15 protein-coding genes and 1 tRNA gene are annotated in these 21,765 nt (G+C 77.1%); 4 read left to right on the forward strand and 12 right to left on the reverse strand.

Annotated features, from left to right (window positions below; all coding sequences use genetic code 11):
* Window positions 1-181 precede the first annotated feature (181 nt).
* The 6 genes from K1Y72_RS00005 to K1Y72_RS00030 form a co-directional block, all read right to left on the reverse strand.
* The gene (locus tag K1Y72_RS00005) at window positions 182-760 is read right to left on the reverse strand and encodes an Rv1733c family protein (RefSeq protein ID WP_220161964.1); all 579 of its coding nucleotides are present in this window, start codon (window positions 758-760) and stop codon (window positions 182-184) included.
* Between the two features lie 169 nt (window positions 761-929).
* The gene (locus tag K1Y72_RS00010) at window positions 930-2,303 is read right to left on the reverse strand and encodes a WS/DGAT/MGAT family O-acyltransferase (RefSeq protein WP_220161966.1); all 1,374 of its coding nucleotides are present in this window, start codon (window positions 2,301-2,303) and stop codon (window positions 930-932) included.
* 269 nt (window positions 2,304-2,572) lie between these two features.
* The gene (locus tag K1Y72_RS00015) at window positions 2,573-3,952 is read right to left on the reverse strand and encodes a WS/DGAT/MGAT family O-acyltransferase (RefSeq protein WP_258571720.1); all 1,380 of its coding nucleotides are present in this window, start codon (window positions 3,950-3,952) and stop codon (window positions 2,573-2,575) included.
* Window positions 3,953-4,055: 103 nt separating this feature from the next.
* The gene (locus K1Y72_RS00020; RefSeq protein ID WP_220161968.1) at window positions 4,056-5,054 is read right to left on the reverse strand and encodes an alpha/beta hydrolase; all 999 of its coding nucleotides are present in this window, start codon (window positions 5,052-5,054) and stop codon (window positions 4,056-4,058) included.
* A gap of 114 nt (window positions 5,055-5,168) precedes the next feature.
* Window positions 5,169-6,677 carry an MFS transporter gene (locus tag K1Y72_RS00025; protein ID WP_308286812.1) on the reverse strand — a complete coding sequence of 503 codons (1,509 nt, stop codon included), beginning with the start codon at window positions 6,675-6,677 and terminating at the stop codon, window positions 5,169-5,171.
* The gene (locus K1Y72_RS00030; RefSeq protein ID WP_220161970.1) at window positions 6,674-7,399 is read right to left on the reverse strand and encodes an LppX_LprAFG lipoprotein; all 726 of its coding nucleotides are present in this window, start codon (window positions 7,397-7,399) and stop codon (window positions 6,674-6,676) included. The genes K1Y72_RS00025 and K1Y72_RS00030 overlap by 4 nt, the downstream gene beginning before the upstream one ends.
* A 162-nt stretch (window positions 7,400-7,561) precedes the next feature.
* On the opposite strand from K1Y72_RS00030, the gene K1Y72_RS00035 reads away from it, so the two are divergent.
* The 3 genes from K1Y72_RS00035 (at window position 7,562) to K1Y72_RS00045 (ending at window position 9,924) form a co-directional block, all read left to right on the forward strand.
* Window positions 7,562-7,635 (forward strand) — tRNA-Ile (locus tag K1Y72_RS00035).
* Between the two features lie 397 nt (window positions 7,636-8,032).
* Window positions 8,033-8,596 (forward strand): dihydrofolate reductase family protein, encoded by a 564-nt coding sequence (locus K1Y72_RS00040; protein WP_220162827.1) that lies wholly within the window; start codon window positions 8,033-8,035, stop codon window positions 8,594-8,596.
* A 59-nt stretch (window positions 8,597-8,655) separates the two neighbouring features.
* Window positions 8,656-9,924, forward strand: a complete 1,269-nt coding sequence (locus K1Y72_RS00045) for an AAA family ATPase (RefSeq protein ID WP_220161972.1) — start codon at window positions 8,656-8,658, stop codon at window positions 9,922-9,924.
* 58 nt (window positions 9,925-9,982) lie between these two features.
* Here the strand turns inward: K1Y72_RS00045 and K1Y72_RS00050 are convergent, their stop codons facing one another.
* From K1Y72_RS00050 to K1Y72_RS00070, 5 genes are all read right to left on the reverse strand, one after another.
* Window positions 9,983-10,522 (reverse strand): RICIN domain-containing protein, encoded by a 540-nt coding sequence (locus K1Y72_RS00050; protein ID WP_220161974.1) that lies wholly within the window; start codon window positions 10,520-10,522, stop codon window positions 9,983-9,985.
* A 107-nt stretch (window positions 10,523-10,629) separates the two neighbouring features.
* Window positions 10,630-11,355 carry an alpha/beta hydrolase gene (locus tag K1Y72_RS00055; RefSeq protein WP_220161976.1) on the reverse strand — a complete coding sequence of 242 codons (726 nt, stop codon included), beginning with the start codon at window positions 11,353-11,355 and terminating at the stop codon, window positions 10,630-10,632.
* A 30-nt stretch (window positions 11,356-11,385) separates the two neighbouring features.
* Window positions 11,386-12,339 carry an alpha/beta hydrolase gene (locus K1Y72_RS00060; protein WP_220161978.1) on the reverse strand — a complete coding sequence of 318 codons (954 nt, stop codon included), beginning with the start codon at window positions 12,337-12,339 and terminating at the stop codon, window positions 11,386-11,388.
* A gap of 68 nt (window positions 12,340-12,407) precedes the next feature.
* The gene (locus K1Y72_RS00065) at window positions 12,408-13,421 is read right to left on the reverse strand and encodes an alpha/beta hydrolase (RefSeq protein WP_220161980.1); all 1,014 of its coding nucleotides are present in this window, start codon (window positions 13,419-13,421) and stop codon (window positions 12,408-12,410) included.
* 66 nt (window positions 13,422-13,487) lie between these two features.
* Window positions 13,488-16,238 (reverse strand): helix-turn-helix transcriptional regulator, encoded by a 2,751-nt coding sequence (locus tag K1Y72_RS00070; RefSeq protein WP_220161982.1) that lies wholly within the window; start codon window positions 16,236-16,238, stop codon window positions 13,488-13,490.
* A 185-nt stretch (window positions 16,239-16,423) separates the two neighbouring features.
* Here K1Y72_RS00070 and K1Y72_RS00075 point away from each other — a divergent pair, with 185 nt between their 5' ends.
* Window positions 16,424-18,694 (forward strand): ATP-binding protein, encoded by a 2,271-nt coding sequence (locus K1Y72_RS00075; RefSeq protein ID WP_220161984.1) that lies wholly within the window; start codon window positions 16,424-16,426, stop codon window positions 18,692-18,694.
* A gap of 10 nt (window positions 18,695-18,704) precedes the next feature.
* Here the strand turns inward: K1Y72_RS00075 and K1Y72_RS00080 are convergent, their stop codons facing one another.
* Window positions 18,705-21,662, reverse strand: coding sequence for an NACHT domain-containing protein (locus K1Y72_RS00080; RefSeq protein WP_220161986.1), 2,958 nt, complete (start codon window positions 21,660-21,662; stop codon window positions 18,705-18,707).
* Window positions 21,663-21,765 lie beyond the last annotated feature (103 nt).

Here is a 21,765-nt window from a genome sequence, read left to right on the forward strand (position 1 = left end):
GCCCCCCGGCCCCCCGGGGGCCGGGGGGCTACAAGGGGTACCCCCCGGGGCGTTTGCAGTTGAGTTGCGGCGTGTTGGCCTCTGGGAGCGCTCCCACAGGCCAACACGCCGCAACTCAACGGAAGGCGACCGGGGGGTCATCGCGTCGGCCGGAGGAAGGCGGGGGGCGAGCGGGGCGGGGTCAGGAGGGGCGGTTGCGGCCGGCGTCGGCGTCCATGCGGGCCCAGGCGGCCTCCCACAGGTCGGCGCGGTGGCGGTCGCAGCGGCGCCGGACGAGCAGGTAGGCGGCGAGCACCGGCGCGCCCGCGGCGAGCGCGCCGCCGGCGCCGGCGTAGACGGCGTCGGTCACCGTCCGGCTGTGCCGCCGGGGCGGCGGCGCCGGGCGCCCGGCGGCGTCCACCCAGATCGGCTCGCGGGAGCCGGGCCGCGCGTTCTTCCAGGTCGGCAGCGGGCCGACGCGGGTCTCGCCGCCGGGGCCCGGCCACTCGGCCTGGACGGTCTCGTGGATGTAGCGGTCGCCCGCGACGCCGACGCCGCCGCTCGCCACGACCGTCGCCGTCACCTGGGTGCGGGACGCCCGCTCGGCGCGCTCGGCGCGGGTGCCGCCCTGGTAGGCGCCGCCGCCGCACCACAGCGCGGCCGGCACGGCCAGCGCCGCGAGCAGGGCGAGCAGGGCGAGCGCGAAACCGCGCTGGAGCCGGTCGATCCGCCGGCGCAACGGGTTGCGTTCGAGGCCGAGCCGCCGCCACAGCCTGCGCATCCGTCCCCACCTCCCCGGGGATCCGCTCCCGCCAGAAGGCCACTGGTTGCCCTTTTATCCAGAATATTCCCGAAATGTTGATATCGGGTAGACCCTGGCGGGTCCTATCGGCCTCGATCGGTGCGGCGTCCGGGCGGCCCGCTGGGCGGCCGCCCGGAGAGCCCGCCGATCAGCGCCGGGCCTCGGCCAGCAGCTCGTCGAAGCCCGCCGCGACGCCCTTGGTGAGGACGTCCAGGTCCGGCATCGCGTCGAAGTCGCCGGAGATCCCGAAGTGCAGCGTGCCGCAGTAGGAGATGATCGCGGTGACGACCCGGATGCCGCCGGTCAGCGGCACGTACGGGTAGAGCGCGACGGCCCGGCGGCCCATCACGTAGAGCGGGAAGTCGGGGCCGGGGACGTTGGTGGTGACCGTCTGCACGAGGTCCTGGCGGAGCCGCACCGGGATGCGGGCGCCGAGCGACAGCAGCGCGGGCGCGACGGCGGCGTCGGTGAGCCGGGTCAGCGTGCGGGTGCTCGCCACCTGGCCGCTCCGCTTGACGTCGTCGACCTGCTCGCGGACGAGGATCATCCGCTCCACCGGGTCGGGCTCGCCCGCCGGGAGGTTGACGAACACCGCGGCGACGCGGTTGTTCAGCTCGCCGCGCTGCCCGGTGTCGCGCACCGACACCGGGACGGCGGTGCGCACCACGGTGTCGGGCTCCAGCGCGCCGCGCCCGGCGAGCAGGTCGCGGTAGCCGGCGGTGACGGCGGTGAGCACGACGTCGTTGACGGTGCCGCCGAGCGCCTTGCGGATCTCCTTCACCTCGTCCAGCGGCACGGTCTGCCAGCACCAGCGCCGGTGCGGGCCGATCGGCCCGTTGAGGCCGCCCGCCGAGGGGCGGACGAAGCGGGCGGTGCTGCGCCCGAACCCCGCCGCGAACGCGCGCAGCCGGCCGAGCTCGCGCACCACGCCGAGGCCGCGCGCCACGTCGGCGAGCTGGCGGACCGGCTGGGTGACGCCGCGCTGCGCGCTGTCGCGCAGCAGGTGCAGCCCGGACGGGACCGGATCCGGCGCCCACGGCTCGGTCTCGGCCGGCGGGACGTAGTCGGGCGACAGGTCGAACATGATCGTGGCGAGGTCCATGCCGGCGACGCCGTCCACCATGCAGTGGTGGACCTTGGCGATGAGCGCCCAGCGGCCGCCCGCCAGGCCCTCGACGAGCCAGACCTCCCAGAGCGGCTTGCCCGGGTCGAGGCGCTGGGCGAGCACCCGCCCGGCGAGGTTGCGGAGCTGCTCGTCGGTGCCCGGCGCCGGGACGGCGGTGTGCCGCACGTGGTAGAGGATGGTGAAGTGCGGGTCGTCCACCCAGACGGGGCGGCCGAGGTGCAGGGGCACCGTCCGCACGCGCTGCCGGTAGCGCGGCACCTGGGGGAGTTTGGCGGCGAGGTGGCGCACCACGTCGCCGTAGGTGGGGGCGGGGCCCTCGAAGACCACCACCGACGCCACGTGCAGGGGGGTGTTCTCGTCCTCCAGGAGGTAGAAGCTTGCGTCCAGTCCGCTCATCCGATGCACGGCCTCACCGTTTCCTTTCTGCAGATGTCCAGGGGGATCGGGGACAGGGGGTCGCCTTTCAGCCAACAGCGGGGGGAAGGGCTCGACAAGGCCCTTGACTCCGCTTGACTTGCCGGTCATGGTCGGCGGGTCCGCCGGGCGGCGCCGTCGAAATGCTCGTGAGCTGGGTGGATGGGGAATCGGAACGGATATTTCGGACGTGTTAACGATCGAAAAGAGGGATGTCGTGCCGGACGGCCACATCCGGCCGGGACGGGGGATCAGGCGCCTTCGGCGGCCTTGGTCAGCTCGTCGAAGCCGATCCGGATGCCGCCCGCGAGGACGTCCAGGTCGGGCATGCCGTCGAAGTCGCCGGTGAGGCCGAAGTTCAGCCGGCCCCGGTAGGAGAAGATCGCGACGCCCGCCCGCATGCCGAGCGCGAGCGGGACGTAGGGGTAGAGCTCGACGAGCTCGCGGCCGAGCACGTAGAGCGGGAAATCGGGCCCCGGCACGTTGGTGACGACCGTCTGGAGCAGCGGCTGGCTGCTGCTGAGGGCGTACCGCGAGCCGAGCGCCATCAGCGTCGGCGCGAACCCGGCGAGCGCGGCGAGGGCCTCGCCGCTCGCGGCCTCGCCGGTGCGCTTGACGTCGTCCATCTGCCGGCGGACCTCGGCGAGGCGGCGGCGCGCGTCCGGCTCCCCGGCGGGCAGGTTCACCAGGACGCCCGACACCTTGTTGGCGAGCTCGCCCTTCTCGGTGTCGGTGCGCACCGACACCGGCACGAGAGTGCGGACGTACACGCCGTCCTCCAGCTCGCCGCGCCCGGCGAGCACCTCCCGGAAGCCGCGCGCGACGGCGGCGAGGATCACGTCGTTGACGGTGCCGCCGAGGCCCTTGCGGATGCGGCGGATCTCGTCCAGGTCCGAGTGCGCCCACATCCACCTGCGGTGCGGCCCGATCGGCCCGTTCAGCGACCCGGTGGTGGGCCGCGCGAGCCGCCCGAGGGTCCTCGGCACCTCGACGCCGACGGTGCGCAGCGTCCGCCTGCTGACCAGGCCGCGCGCCTGGCGGGGCAGCCGCAGCGCCTCGCGGACGGGCGCGGCGGCGCGCTCGCGCGCGGTGGCGGCGAGCAGCCCGGCGCCGGACGGGGCGGGCTCGGGCTCGGGCAGCTCGACGCGGTCGGGCAGCTCGTAGTCGGGGGACAGGTCGAACAGGGTGGTGAGCAGGTCCACGCCGCCGACGCCGTCCACGACGCTGTGGTGGACCTTGGTGATCGCCGCCCAGCGGCCGCCCGCCAAACCCTCGACGAGCCAGATCTCCCAGAGCGGCTTGCTGGTGTCCAGGCGCTGCGACAGGACGCGGCCCGCGAGGTTGCGCAGCTTGTCGTCGTCGCCGGGCGCGGGGACGGCGGTGTGCCGCACGTGGTAGAGGATGTTGAAGTGCGGGTCGTCGACCCACACCGGGTTGCCGAGGTTGAGCGGCACGGTCCGGACGCGCTGGCGGTAGCGGGGCACGTCCGGGAGCTTGGCGAGGACGGCGCGGACCACCTCCCCGTACGCCGGCGCCGGGCCCTCGAAGATGGTCACCGACGCGATGTGCAGGGGGTTGTCCTCGGACTCGGCGAAGAAGAATCCCGCGTCGAGGCCGCTCAAGCGCTCCATGTGTGCCGCACCGCCCGTGTCTGGCCGAGGGAAGAGTACGTAAGGGCTTCCCGACAGATCCCGATGCAATCGGACGAACGGGCACCAATTGGAGCCGGGCGGGTCAGGCGGCGAGCGCCCGCCGCCGGCGGCGGGGGCGGCGCCGGGCGGGCGGCTCGGCGCGCGGCAGGGTGTGCTCGCGGACGAACGCGCCCGCCTCGTGCAGCGCCGCGACGCCCTCGGGGACGAGGTCGGCGAGGACCTGGAACACGTGCACCTGGCCCTCCCACACCTGGAGGCGGCACGGCACCCCGGCGGCGGCGAGGCGCTCGGCCATCAGCTCGGCGTCGGGCAGCAGCATCTCGGTGGAGCCGACCTGGATCAGCACCGGCGGCAGCGCCGCCAGGTCGGCGTTGACCGGGGAGACGAGCGGGTCGAGGGGCACCGCGCCCTCGGTGAGCAGCCCGGCGAGGCGCTCGACGCGGCGGGCCGGCAGGTAGGCGTCCAGGCGGGCGTTGTCGTGCGCGACCTTGGCGGTGTGGTCCAGGTCGGTGAGCGGGGAGAGCGCGACGATCGCGCCGGGCGCCGGGAGGCCCGCCGCCATGGCCCGCAGCGGCGCGGCGAAGGCGAGGAACCCGCCCGCCGAGTCGCCCGCGACGGCGATCCGGGACGCGTCGACGCCCTGGCCCAGGAGCCAGCGGTAGGCGTCGGCGCAGTCGGCGACCGACGTGGCGAGCGGCGCGGCGGGCAGCTGCCGGTACCCGACCGACAGCACCGGCGCGCCCGCCGCCGCCGCGAGCCGGGCGACCATGCGGCGGTGCGTGCGCAGGCCGCAGGAGAAGAACCCGCCGCCGTGGAAGTACAGGACGGCGCGGCTCTCGTCGGCGCCCGGGGCGCGCACCCACTCGGCGCAGAAGCCGTCGAAGGCGACCCGCTCGACGCGCGCCCAGCGGGGCGCGGGCAGCGCCAGCGGCGCGGCGAGGTCGATCGCGAAGGCGGGGCGGAGCGCCCGCGCCGACAGCGGCCAGTGCGTCAGCACCGGCCGGATCGTGGCGCGCAGGCCCTGCGCGGCCAGCCTGGCTCGCACCGATGTACCCGGGCGCAGCTCCAGCGACGGTTCCATGTCCGCGACCTCCCCCCGTGCGCGTCTTCCGGGGCGGGACGCACGGACAGCGGTGTGACCGGGCGGTCGTCCGCTCGATCGGGAGGTCAGCTTGACGCCGCGGTGATCAGTGTGTCAAGGGTCACTCGGGCGGCCGGGGGTGGCGAGAGCGACCGCGGCGCCGAGCAGGCAGAGCCCCGCGGTGATCCAGAACAGCTCCTGGTACTCGGTGCGCAGCGCGTCCTGGACGGCGGCGGTGTAGGCCGCGAACTCGCGGTCGAACGCGCTCTTGGACATCAGGAACGGCAGCGGCGGCCTCAGGTCGGCGGTGAGCGCGTGGAAGCGGTGGAAGCCCCACGCCGACAGGGCCGAGACGCCGAGCAGCATCCCCATCATGCGGGCCACCACCACGGCCGCCGAGGCGATCCCGAACTGCGCGGCGGGCACCGTCCGCAGCACCGCCGCCGACACCGGCGCGATGACGAGGCCGAGGCCGAGGCCGGTGACGACGAGGTCGGCGTCCATGCGCGGCAGCGGCCCGTAGGAGGCGCCCGCGAGGTCGGCCGGCCACGTCGCGATCAGGGCGTAGCCGCCCGCGGCGACCAGCATCCCGATCACCAGCGGGACGCGCTCGCCGGTGCGGGTGGCGAGCAGGCCGCCGAGGACGGCCGCGACCAGCAGCGCGACGAGGAACCAGGCGAGCAGCAGCGCGCCGCCGACGGCGTCCTCGTCCAGCAGGGTCTGCGCGACCAGCTGGACGTCCACCAGCGTGGCGATGAGCGCGACGCCCGACAGCAGGGCGACGCCGAGGGTGGCGAGCAGCGGGCCGCGGCGCGTCCCGGTGAGGTCCAGCAGCCGCGTCCGGGACCGGATCTCCCAGGCGACGAACGCGGCGAGGACCGCCGCGCCGGCGGCGAGCGCCGGCAGGCCCCAGGAGGGCAGCGCGGACGTCCCGGGGTCGGGGTTGTAGACCGCGACGACGAGCAGGCCGAGGCCGAGCGCGAGGAGCAGGCCGCCGGCGACGTCGATGCGGGGCCGCTCGCCCGCCGGGCGGCCGCCGGGCACCGCGAACCAGACGGCGACCATGGCGAGCACCGCGACCGGCACGTTGATCCAGAAGATCCACCGCCAGCCGAGGGCGGCGGCGATCCCCGCCCCGTACAGGGGGCCGAGGGCGCTGCCGAGCTCCTGCGCCGACCCGACGGCGCCGAGCACGACGGGCCGGCGCCGCTCGTCCCACAGGTCGCCGGCGAGCGCCATCGTCACCGGCAGCAGCGCCCCGCCGGACATGCCCTGGACGGCGCGCCCGGCCGTCAGCGCCGGGACGCCGTCCGCGAGCGCGGTGACGACGGACCCGGCGGCGAAGAGCAGCAGGCACGCCTCGATCACCGGGCGCCGCCCGAACCGGTCCGACAGGCGGCCGAGCAGCGGCATCGCCGCGACGTAGCCGAGCAGGAACCCGGTGATGATCGGGGTGATGCGCTCCAGCCGGTTGATCGGGACGCCCAGGTCCTTGACGACGGTGGTGAGGACGGTCGTCACCACGTAGGCGTCGAGGGCGGCGAGCAGCACGACGGTCCCGCCGACGCCGAGCGCGAGGCCGCGCCGCGCCGGGCGGGGCGGCGCGTCCAGGGCGGTGCTCACTTCGGCGCGACGATCTTGTAGGGCTTGTCGAACTCGGTGAAGTCGATGGTGACGGTGCCGGTCCCGCCGCCGCCCTGGCGCGGCAGCCGCCCCTGCACCTTCAGCAGCCGGTGGTCGGCGGTGCCCACCCACACCTTGCCGGGGATGTCCTGGGTGACGCCCGGGATGACGCCGCCGATCGCGGTCTTCGGCAGCACCACCGCGACGCGGTCGGCCTCCTCGCCGTTCACCTTCTCGGTCGCCTCGGCCTTCGGGGACGTCACGGAGGTGAGCAGCTTGGCGATGCCCCGGTCCGGGTCGAGGACGGCGCTCGGGTCGTACATCGTGGCGGCGAGCATCTTCGGCACCTTGCGCCAGCCGCCCGTCCCGGCGTCGATGTAGACGCTGTCGCCGAGCGAGACCAGCTTCAGCTCCACGGTGTTGCCGGACTGCGCGACCTGGACGGTGCCGTCGGCGTCGCCGTTCTTCAGCAGCTTCATGTCACCGGACTTCACGGTGATCTGCGGGTTGTCCTCGGTCGACAGGTTGAACCGCACGCTGCTGAGCTTCGCCATCGCGTCCGAGGCCTGCTTCAGCGTGGTGCCGGCGTCCTGGCGGGGGGCGGACGCGCCCGAGCCGGAGCCCGAGCCGCCGCCCTTGCCGCCGCCGTCGTCGCAGCCCGACACGGCGGACAGCGCGAGGACGGCGGGGAGCAGCGCGGCGAGGTATCGGCGTCGAGACATAGGCGGACCTTACCGACCGGTCACCACGTCCGTCACTCGGTACCGGGGATGACCCGGATCGCCCGCAGGGATGAGATCGCCGCGCGGTGGCCCACGTCAGCGGGCCACGGCTATCATGACCACCGACGCGCCGGGCCGCGACCACCTGGCCCGCGCCGTCTCGGGGCGGTAGCTCAGCCGGTCAGAGCAGTGGACTCATAATCCATCGGTCGCGGGTTCGAGCCCCGCCCGCCCCACTTCTGTGACCCCGGAAAACGGCCCCTGACCTGGCTTCATCGAGTCAAGGGCCGTTCCCCGCTGTCCGGCTGTGTCCGGCCGTCACCGGCTCTGAACGGCCGTCCGTGCCCAATACGTGCCTAGAAAACTCAGCGGCCGCCGTCGCGTAGTGCCTGCTCAACGCGCCGCCGAGCCGCTTGATCCTGCCCGTCCATGAGCGCATTTCAAGAGCGACGCCGTGAGCCGGGCGACGATGTACGGGGGCCGAAATGCCAACGGTCTTCGCCATGCGGTGAGTGTCGATCGCCCGGGGCATCGTCCAAGCACACAGCGGGACGCTCGTCGCCGAGAGCGGGCGATGAGTTTCGCGGGGCGCGGCGGTCGTCACGTCGACAACGGTGGCGAGGAGGGTTCGTGATGCGCAAGGTGACCTATTCGATGGGCGTCTCGCTCGACGGCTTCGTGATGGGGCCGGACGGCGGGTTCGACTGGGGGGCGCCCGACAAGGAGGTCTTCCGGTTCAGCATCGAGGAGATCCGCCGGGTCGACGTCCACCTGATGGGGCGGCGGCTCTACGAGACGATGCTGTACTGGGAGGTCGAGGAGGACGATCCCAAGCTCGACGCCGACGAGCGCGAGTGGACCGCGCTGTGGAAGCCGCTGCCCAAGGTGGTGTTCTCCCGCACCCTGACGGAGGTGCGCGGCAACGCCCGCCTGGCCTCGAGGAGCCCGGCCGAGGAGATCGCGCGGCTGCGCGCGGAGCCGGGCGAGGGCGACATCGCGATCGGCGGCGCGGAGCTGGCCCATCAGGTGGCCGAGGCCGGCCTGATCGACGAGTACTGGCTGCGGGTGTTCCCGGTGCTGGTCGGCGGCGGCGTCCCGTTCTTCGCCCGCGACGAGAAGAAGGTGGAGCTCGAACTCCTGGACAGCCGTACCTTCGCCTCGGGCATCGTCCACCTCCGCCACCGGGTGGTCCGCTAGTCGCGGGTGCAGTCGTTCGACGCATCCGCCCCGGCGGCACGGGCGGTTAGTTTGCGCTGATGACGAGCGTTCTGTTCGGCCGGGACGACGAGGTCCGGGCCCTGACGGAGATGATCGGCCGGGCCGCCGGCGCGGGCCGGTGCCTGGTGCTCACCGGCGATCCCGGCATCGGCAAGACGGCGCTGCTGCGCGCGGCCCGGGACGCGGCGCGGCGCGCGGGGTTCCGGGTCCTGGCGGCCGCGGGCGTGCAGGCGGAGGCCCGGCTTCCGTTCGCCGGGTTGCATCAGGTGCTGCGGCCGCTGCTGCGCCGGGCGGGCGGGCCGCCGGGCCAGCGGCGGCAGGCTCTGCTGACGGCGTTCGGTCTGGCCGAGGGGGAGCGGCCCGACCTGTTCGGCGTCGCGCTGGGCGCGCAGAGCCAGGAGGTGCTGGCGTTCGTCGCGCACCGCCGCGCGCCGCTCCGGATCGCCCTGCTCGCGACCGCCCGCCCCGGCTACCCGGGTCCTTTCGTCGCCGCCGGGCTGCCCGAACTGGCGGTCACCGGGGTGGACGGCGAAGCCGCTGAGGAGATCCTGCGCGGTCCGGCGAGCGTGACCGGCGCGGCCGACCGGGGCCGCATCCGGGAGCAGGCGCAGGGCAACCCGCTGGCGCTGCTGGAGCTGCCCGCGACCCTCGCCGGGGCGGCCCGCCCCGACGCCCCGGACTGGCAGCCGCTCACCGCCCGGCTGGAGCGGGCGTTCGGCGACCGGGTCGTCGAGCTGGACCCGGCCGCCCGCGACGCGCTGCTGGTCGCGGCCCTCGACCCGGTCGACGACCTCGCCGAGATCCTCGCCGCCACGGCGGTGCTGCGCGGCGCGCCGGTCACCGCGACCGACCTCCGCCGCGCCGTGGCGGCCGGCCTGGTCCGGATCGAGGGCGGGCGCCTGGAGCTGCGGCACCCGCTGGTGCGGTCGGGCGTCCTGCAAGCCGAGACGCTGGAGCGCCGGCACGCCGCCCACGCCGCCGTCGCCGCCGCCGTGCTGGACGCCGACCCCTACCGGCGCGCCTGGCACCGGGGGCAGCCGATCGTCGGTCCCGACGACGGGGTCGCCGACGAGCTGGAGGCGAACGCGGCGGTGGCCGCCGGGCTGGTGGATCAGGACTTCACCGGGTGGCCCTGGCCCGCGGCCTGCGCGCACCTGGCGTACGGCGGGCGGCTGCGGCGGCTCGGGCGGCGGCCGGAGGCGGAGGCGACGCTGCGGCCGGCCCTCGCCGAGCTCGACCGCATCGGCGCCGGACCGTGGGCGGCCCGAGCGCGCGCGGAGCTCGCCGCGGCCGTGGGCGGGCGCTGAAATGGCGGCGCCCCGGTCGTCCCGGCGCCGCGAGGCGCCCGGACGGCCGGGACGATGCTCAGGCGGTGAACGCCTGGGCCGAGCTGTCGTTGCACCAGTAGACCTGGACCTTGGCGTGGTCGTTCTTCGACGCGCCGGAGATGTCCAGGCAGAGGCCGCTGCCGTAGTTCACCAGCGTCGGTCCGTGGGAGTTGGTCCGCTTGTACCAGAGCTCGCCGGCGGCCCCGCCGAGGTCGATGTGACCCCGGCAGGCGCCCTGCACGACCTGCGCCCCCGCGAACCTCGCGTCCCGGAAGACCGTCATGCACTTGCCGCTGCGCCGGCTGATGAGGACGTACACCGTCTCGCCGTTGCCGTCCTGGTTGACGGGCTTGACGTTCCAGTGCTGCTCGGCGACGCCGGTGCAGTGGTACTGCTGCACGCGGGCGCCGTCGGAGTAGTAGCCGTCCTCGGACATCACGTCCAGGCACTTGCTGCTGTTGTAGTTGCGGACCTCCTGGTAGGCGGCGGCGTGCGCGGTGCCGGTGAGGACCGCGCACGCCGCCAGTGCCGTTCCCGCCCCGATGAGGCCGCGCGCCCATCTCCCCCGAAGGGACATGCGGTCGTCCTTCCGCCGTGGCCCGGACCCCCGTCCGGGCCTTGTGTCCCAGTAGATGCGGAAACGCACGTCCGGGTTGGGGCGGCGGCCGGGAAAGATCGTCCGGGTCAGGCGGCGACGGCGGCGACGGCCTCGGCGATGAGGGCGGCGACGTCCTTCGGCCGCGACACCGCGACGGCGTGCGAGGCGCCGTCGGCCTCGACGACCTTGGCGCCCGCGCGCTCGGCGCCGAACCGCTCGACATCGGGGTTGATCGCCAGGTCGGCGCCCGCGACGAGCGCCCAGGACGGCTTGGTCTTCCACGCCGCGACGGACGCGGTCTCGGCGAACGCCTTCGCCGACAGGGCGCGCTGGGCGACCGCGAGGACCTCGGTGGTGGCGGCGGGCACGTCCGCGGCGAAGATCTCCGGGAACTTGGCGGGGGCGATGGTGAACTCGGTCCCGGGCTCGCCGCCCTCGACCGGGTAGGAGGCCGCCACGAGGTTGTCGCCGAGCGGGGAGGCGGGGAAGCGGCCCTGCAGCTCGCCGAGGCTCTCGCCCTCCTCCAGGACGTAGGCGGCGATGTAGACGAGGCCGGCGACGTTGTCGGCCGCGCCCGCGACGGTGATGACGCCGCCGCCGTAGGAGTGGCCCACCAGCACGACGGGCCCGTCGATCTGGGCCGCCACCGAGGCGATGTAAGCGGCGTCACCGGCCAGGCCGCGCAGCGGGTTCGCCGGGGCTACGACGGGGATGCCCCGCTCCTGGAGGTCGGCGATGACGCCCGACCAGCTCGTGGAGTCGGCGAAGGCGCCGTGGACGAGGACGACGGTGGGGACGGTGCTCTCGGTCATGATCGTTCCTCTCGGAAGGCGTGCGGGCGGTCAGGCGTGCAGGGCGTCGTGCAGGAACTCGCCGCCCTGCTGGGTGGCGGCCCTGGCGGCGTGGGTGTCGCGGAGGGCGTTCAGCATCACGAAGTCGTGGATGATGCCCTGGTAGCGGACGGCGGTGACGGGGACGCCCGCCGCGCGCAGCTTGGCGGCGTACGCCTCGCCCTCGTCGCGCAGCACGTCGGCCTCGGCGACGATGACGAGCGCGGGCGGCAGGCCGGCCAGCTCCTCCAGCGACGCCCGGAGCGGCGACGCGGTGGTCTGCGCCCGCTCGGCCGGGTCGGTCGTGTACTGGTCCCAGAACCAGCGCATCGCGTCGCGGCGCAGGAAGTAGCCCTCGGCGAACTGCTCGTAGGAGCCGGTGTCGAACGCGGCGTCGGTCACCGGGTAGTACAGGAGCTGCGCGGCGATGGACGGGCCGCCGCGCCGCTTGGCCAGCAGGGTGAGGGCGGCGGTCATGTTGCCGCCGACCGAGTCGCCCGCGACGGCGATGCGCGTGCCGTCCAGGTCGTGCTCCGCGCCCTCCTCGGCGATCCACTCCAGCGCGGCGTAGACCTGCTCCAGCGCGGCCGGGTACCTGGCCTCGGGCGACAGGTCGTAGTCGACGAAGACGGTCGCGGCCCCGGCGCGGACGGTCAGCTCGCGCACCAGCCGGTCGTGGGTGTGGGCGTTGCCGAACACCCAGCCGGCGCCGTGGGTGTAGAGCAGCACCGGCAGCCGGCCGGTCGTGCCGGCGGGGCGGAAGACGCGGATCGGCACGTCGCCGGCGGGGCCGGCGATCGTCAGGTCCCGCACGTCGGCGGCCGGGACGGGGACGTCGCCGTCCTGCACGCCGTCGACGGCCTTGCGGCCCTCGACGGGCCCGAGGTCGTACAGGTAGGGCGGGTTCGCGGTGGCCTCGACGAAGTCCTGCGCGGCCGGTTCCAGAACGGGCTTGATGTCGGTCATGCCGGCAAGCCTGCCGTGGCCTGCGCGGATGTACATCGGTCGGATGACTGGCAGGGCCGTCGCGGCGGCTAAGTCGGCGTCCCCGGCTCCTCGCCGCCGTGCAGGGCGGCGGCGAGGAACGCCGCGCCCTGGCGGACGGCGGCCCGCGCGGGCGGGCTGTCGCGCAGCGCCGTCAGGGACGCGAAGTCGTGCACCGCGCCGAGGTAGCGGACGCAGGTGACCGCGACGCCCGCGGCACGCAGCCGGCGCGCGTACTCCTCGGCCTCGTCGCGGGCGACGTCGGCCTCGGCGGAGACGACGAGGGCGGGCGGCAGGCCCGCGAGGTCGGCGGCGGTCGCGCGGAGCGGCGCGGCGGCGGGCTCGGCGAGCCGCCGCTCGTCGGGGCAGTACTCGCGCCAGTACCGGTGCAGGGCCCGGCGGGTCAGCGGGTAGCCGGTCGCGAACCGGCGCTGCGAGGCGCTGCCGCAGCCGGGGTCGGTCATCGGGTAGTAGAGGAGCTGGGCGCGCGGCCGCGGGCCGCCGCGCCGGGCGGCCAGGAGCGCGAGCGCCGCCGCCATCGTGGCGCCCGCGCAGTCGCCCGCGACGGCGAGGCGGTCGCCGCGCAGCCCGAGCCCGGCGGCGTTCGCGGCGGCCCACTCCAGCAGCGCGTAGCACTCCTCGACGGCGACGGGGTAGCGGGCCTCGGGGGCGCGGCTGTACTCGGGGACGAGCAGCGCGGCGCCCGCCCGCTCGGCGAGCGCGCCGGTGAGGAGCCGGTGGGTGCCGGCGTCGCCGAGCGTCCAGCGGCCGCCGTGCAGGTAGAGGACGGCGGGCAGCGGGCCGGTCGCGGCGGCGGGCCGCACGAGCTGGAACCCGACGAGGCCCGACGGCCCGACGGGCGCGGCGCGGAACTCGGTGCGGACGTCCGGGCCGTCCCCGGCGTGGTCCTGCGCGGCGCGCAGCGCGAGCCGCCCGTCGACGGGCCCGATGTCGTGCAGGTGGGGCGGCGCGGCCGAGGCGTCCACGAGGCGGCGCGCGGCGGGGTCGAGCACGACCGGCGGCGGGCGCCGGGCGCGCCCGCCGGGCGGCGTCGGACTGCTCATGCGCACCTGGCCCGCGTGACGATGTCGATGGTCGGGACACTGTAGCCGCCGCCCACCAGGCGTGTTTCAGCCGCCCGCGACGATGTCGCGGAGCTGGTGGCGGCTGCTCACGCCGAGCTTCGGGTACGCCTGGTACAGGTGCGAGCCGATGGTGCGCGGCGACAGGGTGAGCCGGTCGGCGATCTCGCGGTTGCTGAGGCCGGTCGCGGCGAGCCGCACGATCTGCTGCTGCTGGGCGGTGAGCGCCGCCAGCGGGCCGGCCCCGGACGGCCCGGCGGGCGCGGCCGTCGGCACGCCGCTCGCCCGCAGCTCGGCGGCGGCCTCGGCGGCCTGCGGGGCGGCGCCGAGCCGGGTGAAGGCGTCCAGCGCGGCGGCCAGGAGCGGGCGGGCGTCCAGGGGACGCCGCCGGCGCCGTAGCCAGCGCGCGTAGTCCAGGCGGGCGCGGGCGCGGTCGAGCGGCCACTGCTCGGCGGCGGGATCGACGGCCGCGAGCCGGAACGCGCGCTCGGCGGCGGAACCTTCCGCGAGACCGTCTGGGGCGTCGTCCAGCAGCGCGGACGCGTGGTGCAGCAGCAGCGTCGCCCGCTTGGACGGCCGCGGCCCGGCGGCCTCCCGGACGGCCGCGAGCGGCGCGGCGGCCTCGCCCTGGCGGCCGGTGCGCAGGGCGAGCGAGGCGAGCTCGGCGATCGACCGGCCCGACAGGACGTAGTGCAGCGGCTCGCCGTCGTCGGCGAACAGGGCGCGCAGGAGGCGGAACGCCTCGTCCAGGTCGCCGGCGGCCTCGGCCCGCGCGGCGGCGGCGCGGAGCAGCAGGGCGTGCGTGGCGCGGTTCTCGTTCAGGTCCACCGCCGTCCAGGACGCGCCGGGAAGCTCGGCGGGGCGGCCGCGCAGCGCGGCGAGGACGGCGCCGAGCGCGGCCGCGTCGACCTCGATGTGGGTGAGGTGGTGCACGGTGGCGAGCGCCGCCGCCTCCTCCAGGGCGGTGGCGGCCTCCGCCCAGCGGCCGGTGTCGATGAGCGACGCGGCGAACGGGACGAGGCAGGTGGCCGCGCTGCCCATGGCGCCCGCCGGGCGCAGCGCGTCGAAGGCGCGGCGCAGGGCGTCGGCGCAGCGCTCGGACTCGTCGGCGAACCAGGCGACCGAGCCGGCGCAGAGCAGCTCCGTCGCCGTGCCGCCGGGGCGCGCGCGGTCGAGCAGGACGCGCGCGTTGGCGGCCGGGTCGGCGGTGGCGAGGACGACGTCCCGCATCGCCGCGCACGTCTCGTCGTCGAGGTCGGCGGGCGCGCCGCCCGCCCCCGGCGGGATGCGGCCGAGCAGGCCGGCGAGCGGCCGCCGGAAGCGCGGCAGCCCGGACTGGTAGGCGACGGCGCCGAGCACCGACACGAGCGCGAGGGCGGTGCGGCCGTCGCGCGGCGGGGCGTCCTCCAGCGCGCCGAGGACGAGCCGGCCGGCCTCACGCTGCCGGGACGCCAGCGACAGGGCGAGCGCGGCGCCGCCGGTGGTGGGGCCGAGCAGGTCGGTGTCGCCGGTGAGCGCGGTGACCCGGGCGTGCAGGTCGAGCACCCAGGACCGGTCGCCCGCCCGGTCGGCGGCGTGCAGCGCCCTGGCGTAGCGGCGCGCGCGGTCGGGCGCGGCCGGGCTGGACTCGGCGGCGCGCTCCAGGGCGCGGCCCGCCGCGAACCAGTCGCCGCGTCCCTCGGCGAGCGCGGCGGCGGCCTCCAGGTCGGCGGCGATCGCCTCGTCCGGCCCGACGCCCGCGCCCGCCCGGTGCCAGGCGCGCCGCTCGGGGTCGCCGCCGAGCGCCTCCGCGAAGGCGTGGTGGGCCTCCTGCCGCAGCCGCGCGGTCGCCGTCCGGTAGGCGGTGGTGCGGGCCAGCGGGTGCCGGAACCGGACGCGGTCCTCGCCGACGGCGACGAGCCCGGCCTCCTCGGCGGGCTGCCACACCGCGAGGTCCGAGCCGTGCCCGGCGGCCCGCATCACCGTCGCCAGGTCCTCGTGCTCGCCGGCGGCCGCGTACAGCACCGCCCGCCGGGTCGCGGCGGGCAGCGCCCGCAGCCGGGCGGCGTACAGCTCCTGCACGCGCGAGGCGTCCGCCGCGTCCGGTGCGTCCGGTGCGGGGCGCCGTCGGGCGGCCCGGCACAGCTCGACGATCGCCAGCGGGTTGCCGCGGGCCTGCTCCAGCAGCTCCAGCCGGGCGCGGCCCGCCGGGGGCAGGGGCTGGCGGTCCAGCAGCCGGGCGGCGTCCGGCGCGCCGAGCGGGCCGAGCGCGAGCACCGGCGGGCCGTGCAGGGCGGGGCTGAGCGCGTCCCGGCCGGGCTGCCCGCCGCGCGCGGCGAGCAGCACCGCCACGTCGGCGCCCGCGAGGCGGCGGAGGACGAAGCCGAGCACCTCCGCCGAGTCGCGGTCGCAGTGGTGCACGTCGTCGACGACGAGCGCGACGGGACGTCCCCGCGAGACGCCGGTGAGCAGCGTCAGCACCGCGATGCGCAGCAGCATCGGGTCGGGGGCGCGTTCGGCGGGCACCAGGCCGAACGCCGCCTCCAGCGTGGTCCGCAGGTGCGCGGGCAGGCCGGCGAGATGCGGGTGCAGGGGGAGCAGGAGCTGATGCAGGCAGGCGAGGGAGTAGGGGGCCTCCGACTCGCCGCCCTCGGCGCGGAGCACGAGGCGGCCCGCCCGTGCGAGCCGCGCGGCGGCCTCGTCCAGCAGGGCGCTCTTGCCGGCCCCCGCCTCACCGAGGACCAGCAGCGCGCCGTCGCCGCCGGAGCCGGTCACCTCCAGGACGCGGTCCAGCTCCGCCCCGCGGCCGATCAGCGCCATGCCACTCCTTGCTCGGGAACCTCCCGGCGCCGCCGGCGGGGGTGGGGGCGGCGCTCGGTCGTACCGGACCAGGCAACCAGCGGCGGGCGGTCCGGACCAGGCAGAACCACAGGCAGAAGTGCGGAAACCGCCGGTAAGATCACTTCGTGCCGTTCTGGGGCGGTACATCGTTCTTGGGGGGATCGGTGGGCGGACCGGTCGGGTTCGGGGAGCTGCTGCGGGACCACCGCCTGGCGGCGGGCCTGACGATCGAGGGGCTGGCGGACGCGTCCGGGGTGAGCGTCCGCGCGATCGGCGACATGGAGCGCGGCCGGAGCCGCTCGCCGCAGCGGCGGAGCGTCGCCGCGCTCGCGGCCGCCCTCGGGCTGCCCGCCGGGGCGCGCGAGGAGCTGGCGGACGCCGCGCGCGGCGGGCGCCGCCCGGCCCCCGCCGCGCCGGGCGGGGTGAGCGGGGTGTCCGGCCTGCCGCGCGGCGTCCGCGACTTCACCGGCCGGGCGGCCGAGCTCGGCGTCCTGGACCGGCTGGCGGGCGCGGCCGGCGGCCCCGGCCCGGTGGTGGTCGCGGCCCTGTCGGGCGGCCCCGGCCTCGGCAAGACCGCCCTCGCGGTCCGCGCGGCCGAGCACCTCGCGCCCGCCTTCCCCGGCGGGAGCCTGTTCGTGGACCTGCGCGGCATGGACGAGGCGCCGCTCGCGCCGGGCGACGCGCTCGCCCGCCTCCTGCACGGCCTCGGCGTCGCCGACCGGCACGTCCCGCGCGACCTCCAGGAGCGCGCGGGCCTCTACCGGACGCTGCTGCGCGACCGCCGGGCGCTGATCGTCCTGGACAACGCCGCGGACGAGGCGCAGGTGCGGCCGCTGCTGCCCGGCGACGGCCCGGGGATGGTGCTGCTGACCAGCCGCCGCACCCTGGCCGGGCTGGAGGGCGTGCACCACCTGCCGCTGCCGGAGATGACCTCCGGCGAGGCGGTGGCGCTGCTGCGCACGATCCTCACCGCGGTCCGGCCGGGCACCGCCGGCGACGCCGAGCTGGCCGGGATCGCCCGGCTCTGCGGCAACCTGCCGCTCGCCCTGCGGATCGCCGCGAACCGGCTGCTCAGCCGCCCCGCCTGGAGCGTCGCCGACCTCGCCGCCCGCCTCGCCGGCGAGGAGCGGCGGCTCCAGGCGCTGTCGGCCGGCGACCTGCACATCGCCGCCGCGTTCGCGCTGTCCTACCGGCAGCTGTCGGAGGGCGCCCGGACGGCGTTCCGGCGGCTCGCGCCGATCCCCGGCCCGCACTTCGGCGCGCCCCTCGCCGCGCTCCTCGCCGGGACCGGCACCGCCGAGTGCGAGGAGGCGCTGGAGGAGCTGGTCGAGCTCGGGCTGCTCCAGATGCCCGACCACGGCCGCTACCGGCTGCACGACCTCGTCCGCCTGTTCGCCCGCGACCGCTTCACCGCCGAGGAGGACGGCGGCGCGCGGCGGCGCCTGCGCGAGGAGATGGAGGACCGCCTCCTGCACACCGCGATCCAGGCCGGGCGCTGGTTCGAGCCCGGCTACGGCGCCCCGCCCGACGACCCCGGCCTCGCCCCGCTGGAGACCTCCGCCGAGGCGCTGGCCTGGTTGCAAGCCGAGAGCGTCCACTGGCTGCCGGCGCTGCGCTCGGCGGCGGCCGCCGGACGCCACCGGCGGGTCGCCGACACCGCCGAGGCCATGCACTGGTTCTCCGAGCGCTGGACGCACTGGGGACACTGGACCGAGGTGTTCGGGCTCGCCGCGGCCGCCGGCCGCGCCCTCGGCGACCCCGCCCTGGAGGCCACCCACCTCAACTACCTGTCGTGGGCGGCGTCGGTCGCCGAGGGCCGCCACCGGGAGGGCGTCGACCACGCCCTGGCCGCCCTGGACCTGGCGCGCGCGGCGGGCGACGCCCGCCAGGAGGCGTGGTCGTTCGCCTACGTGGCGTTCGCGCTCCGCCACCTCGGCGAGTGGGAGCGGGTCGCCGACCACGCCGGGCGGGCCGCCGCGATGTTCGAGCGGCTCGGCGACTGGGACGGCTACCCGCAGGCGGTCAACGTCCGCGGCGACGCGCTCCGCCACCTCGGCCGCCCGGAGGAGGCCCTCCGCGACCACCTGGCCCTCATCGCCGTCCTCACCGACCCCTCCTACGCCGGGACGCCGAGCGTGCGGGAGCAGACCCTCGGCCTCACCTTGCGGCGCCTCGGCGAGTGCAGCGCCGCCCTCGGCCGCTGGGACGAGGCCGCCGCGTACTACGCGCGGGCCGTCCCGCCGCTGCGCGACCAGCGCATCCTCGCGGCGGTGCCGTCCGTGCAGCGCCTGCTCGGCGGCGCCCTCGCCCGGCTGGAGCGCTGGGCCGAGGCCCGCGCGGCGCTCGGCGAGGCCGTCGGCGGGTTCGAGCTGGTCGGCGAGCGGCTCCTCGCCGGGGAGGTCCGCGCCGAGATCGCCGCCCTGCCCGCCGGGTGACGGCGGGAGGTCAGCCGGTGGCGAGGACGATCGACTCCACCGGCTGCGTCCGCCCCGTCCGGCGGCGCTCCACCCACACGGCCGCCGCCGCGATGTCGATGTAGACCTTGTCGGCCACCGACGCGCCCGGCACGGCGAGCGCGACCAGCCGCAGCGTCCGCGCCGCCCGCGCGTCGAAGGGCGTGGACCGGTCGAACACCTCGCCGGCGAGCCGCACCACCTCCTCGTTGACGGTCTGCGACCAGCGCGCCGCGTACGGGCGCTCGGGCTGGCCGGCGCGGTCGGGCAGCAGCAGCGGCGTCCAGGAGATCCCGAGCAGGTGCGGCAGGCCGGTGAGCTGCGCCGCCGTCGGCCACGCCGCGGTCACGCCGTCGATCAGCGTCTCGGCGCGGTGCGGGACGGTGCGGAACGCGCGGCGCAGCCGCTCGCCGACCGCGACGTCGTCGACGGTGGCGCGGGCGAGCCGCACCGGCGCCGTCTCGCCCGTCCCCGCGTACGCCGCCGGGTGGCGGCGGCGGTCGCGGCGCAGCCCGGCGGCGAGGTCGCGGAGCGCCGGGCCGAGGTCGGGCAGCCCGGCGGGCGGGCCGTCCGGCGCGTCCAGCAGCGACGACAGGCCGGCGACGAGCTCGGCGCCGAGGACGCGGGCGAGCGCGGCGGCCTGCCCGGGCTTGAGGTTGCCCGCCAGCGACGGCAGCGCGTCGCGGACCCGCTGCTCCTCCAGGTCGTAGGCCAGGTCGAGGCGCAGCTCGGGGACGGTGCCGTCGAGCAGCCCCGAGCCGCGGACCTCCCCGAGGCCGGCGGCGACGGCGGGCAGCCGCGCGAGGGCGCGGGCCGCCTCGGGGTCGCCGGACTCCTCGGCGAGCCGCTGCGCGAACACCGCGACCGTCCGCGCCCACAGCAGCGACATCGCGGCGAGCGAGGCGCGGATGCGCGGCAGGTCGGCGTCCAGGGACCGCGCGACGAGGCCCGGCGACAGGGCGTGCGGGTCGGGGGCGTCCGGCGGCCGCCAGAGGACGGGCGCCTCGGCGGCGGCGTCCGGCCGCACCCACAGGCAGTGCCCGCCGGGCGGCAGCAGGTCGCGGACCCGGCGGTCCTCGACCTCGGCGCGGTAGGGCAGCCGGTGGCGGCCGCCGGTCAGCCCGTTCACCCAGTCGACGAACGCGACGGCGTCCTCGGCGCGCACGCCGGTGACGGCGGCGTCGGGGTCGCGGTCGCCGGGCGCGCGGTCGGGGTCGTGGCCCGGCCGCGCGTCGAGGAACTGCGCGTACATGGCCTCCGACACCGGCTGGACGCAGAGCCGCCCGCCGCTCGCCACCGGGAACGTCTGGCGGAGGCGCCGCGCCGTCGCCGCCGCGCCCGCCTCGGCGCGGCGGGCCGGGTCCAGGTCCGAGCCGGGCGCCAGCAGGGCGTTCAGCTCGGCGCGGAGGGCCGGGTCGAGCTCGTCGCCCTCGTCGGCGCAGGCGAGCGCGAGCTCCAGCGCGACCGCGCCGCCCGCGCCGTGCGCGGCGTCCAGGCAGGCCCGGACGAGGGGCCCGGCGTCGGAGCGGGCGGCGTACATCAGCGCGCACTCGCGCCACCAGTCGTCGGTGACCGACCCGGTGAGCGCGTCCACCGGGCCGTCGGCGGCGATCCGCTCGGCGGCCAGGTACTCCTGGAACGCCGGCTGCGCGAACGCCGCCCGGTCGCCGGGCCGCTCGGCGAGCAGCCCGCCCGCGCCGCCGCGCAGCACCGGGTCGAGGCCGTCGCGGGGCACGTCGCGGACCCGGTCGCGCATCATCGCGTAGGCCAGCTCGCGGAGCGGCCCGGCGGCGTCCGGCGCGCCGGGGACGTCGCAGACCGCCGCGAGCAGGGCGAGGCGGTCGGCGGGCGGGACGGCGCCGCGCCGGTCCAGGTTGGCGATCATGGTGAGGGACAGCGGGGCGGCGATCGCGCCGTCCAGGGCGGGCGCGGCGCGCAGCCGCTCGCGCAGCTCGCCCGCCGCGCGGTCGGGGGCGTCCTCGACGGGCGCCGCGCCGCGCCCGGCCGGCTCGACCGCTCGGTACCAGCCGCGCAGGAACGCGGTGACCTGCTCGCCGGTCAGCCCGCGCGTCTCCACCACCCGCGCGCCCTCGACGGGGGCCGCCCGGTAGGCGGCGGCGCGGGCGGCGACGACGACGTCGTTGCCGGGCAGCTCGCGGGCCTGCCGCGCGATCCAGGCGGCGACGGCGCGGCGGTCCGCGAGATCGGCGACCTCGTCCAGGCCGTCGAGCAGGACGGTGCAGGCGCCGGCGGCCAGCCGCTCGGCGAACCAGTCCGGCGCGCGGTCGGCGGGGACCTTGCCGGCGGAGGCGGCGGCCAGCTCGGCGAGGCCCGTCCCCGGTTCGGCGACGATCCGCGCCGCGTGGTCGCGCAGGCAGAGCAGGACCGGCACGGGGCGGCGCGCGCCGTCGGGGGACAGGGCGAGCCGCAGCGCCGTCCGCCGCAGCAGCGCTGTCCGGCCGCCGCCGGGCTCGCCGACGAGCGCGAGGACGCACGGCTCGGCGCCGCCGATCAGCGACGACAGCGGCACCCGCTCGCCCGGCCCGCCGTCGCGCGGGGTGACGTCCACCGCGACGTCCTCCAGCAGCGGCGCCGCGAACGCCGCCGGCGCGGCCTGGCGCGCGTCGCCGCGCAGCTCGGCGGCCAGCGACCGCGCGTAAGCTTCGCCGAAGCGGCCGGAGCTGCGGGTCAGCTTGCGCTCGGCCCGGTCCCGCCGCCGCTCGCGGCGCCCCGGCGCGGCCATGAACGCCGCCACCACCGCGTAGCAGAGCAGCAGCACGACGGCGATCGCGATGTTCGCGGCGACGATCGGCCAGAGCGCCACCGCCAGCAGTGGCGGGAGCAGCAGAGCGACCACCCAGAGCAGGCGCCGCGCGCGGCGCGGCGGGGTCCCCTCCGGGCCGCCGCTCGCGGCGGGATCGGTCCGGACGGTGTCGTCGGTCTCGGTCATCGGGCTCCTCGGTTCAGGCCCGATTCTAGGGAGCCCGTCCCGGTATGAGGAGGGTCGTCGCGCCCGCGCGCTCGCCCGTTCCGGCGTGCGGTGTCCGACCCGC

Origin of the sequence: Actinomadura parmotrematis (assembly GCF_019458805.1) — a bacterium.
GTDB lineage: Bacteria > Actinomycetota > Actinomycetes > Streptosporangiales > Streptosporangiaceae > Spirillospora > Spirillospora parmotrematis.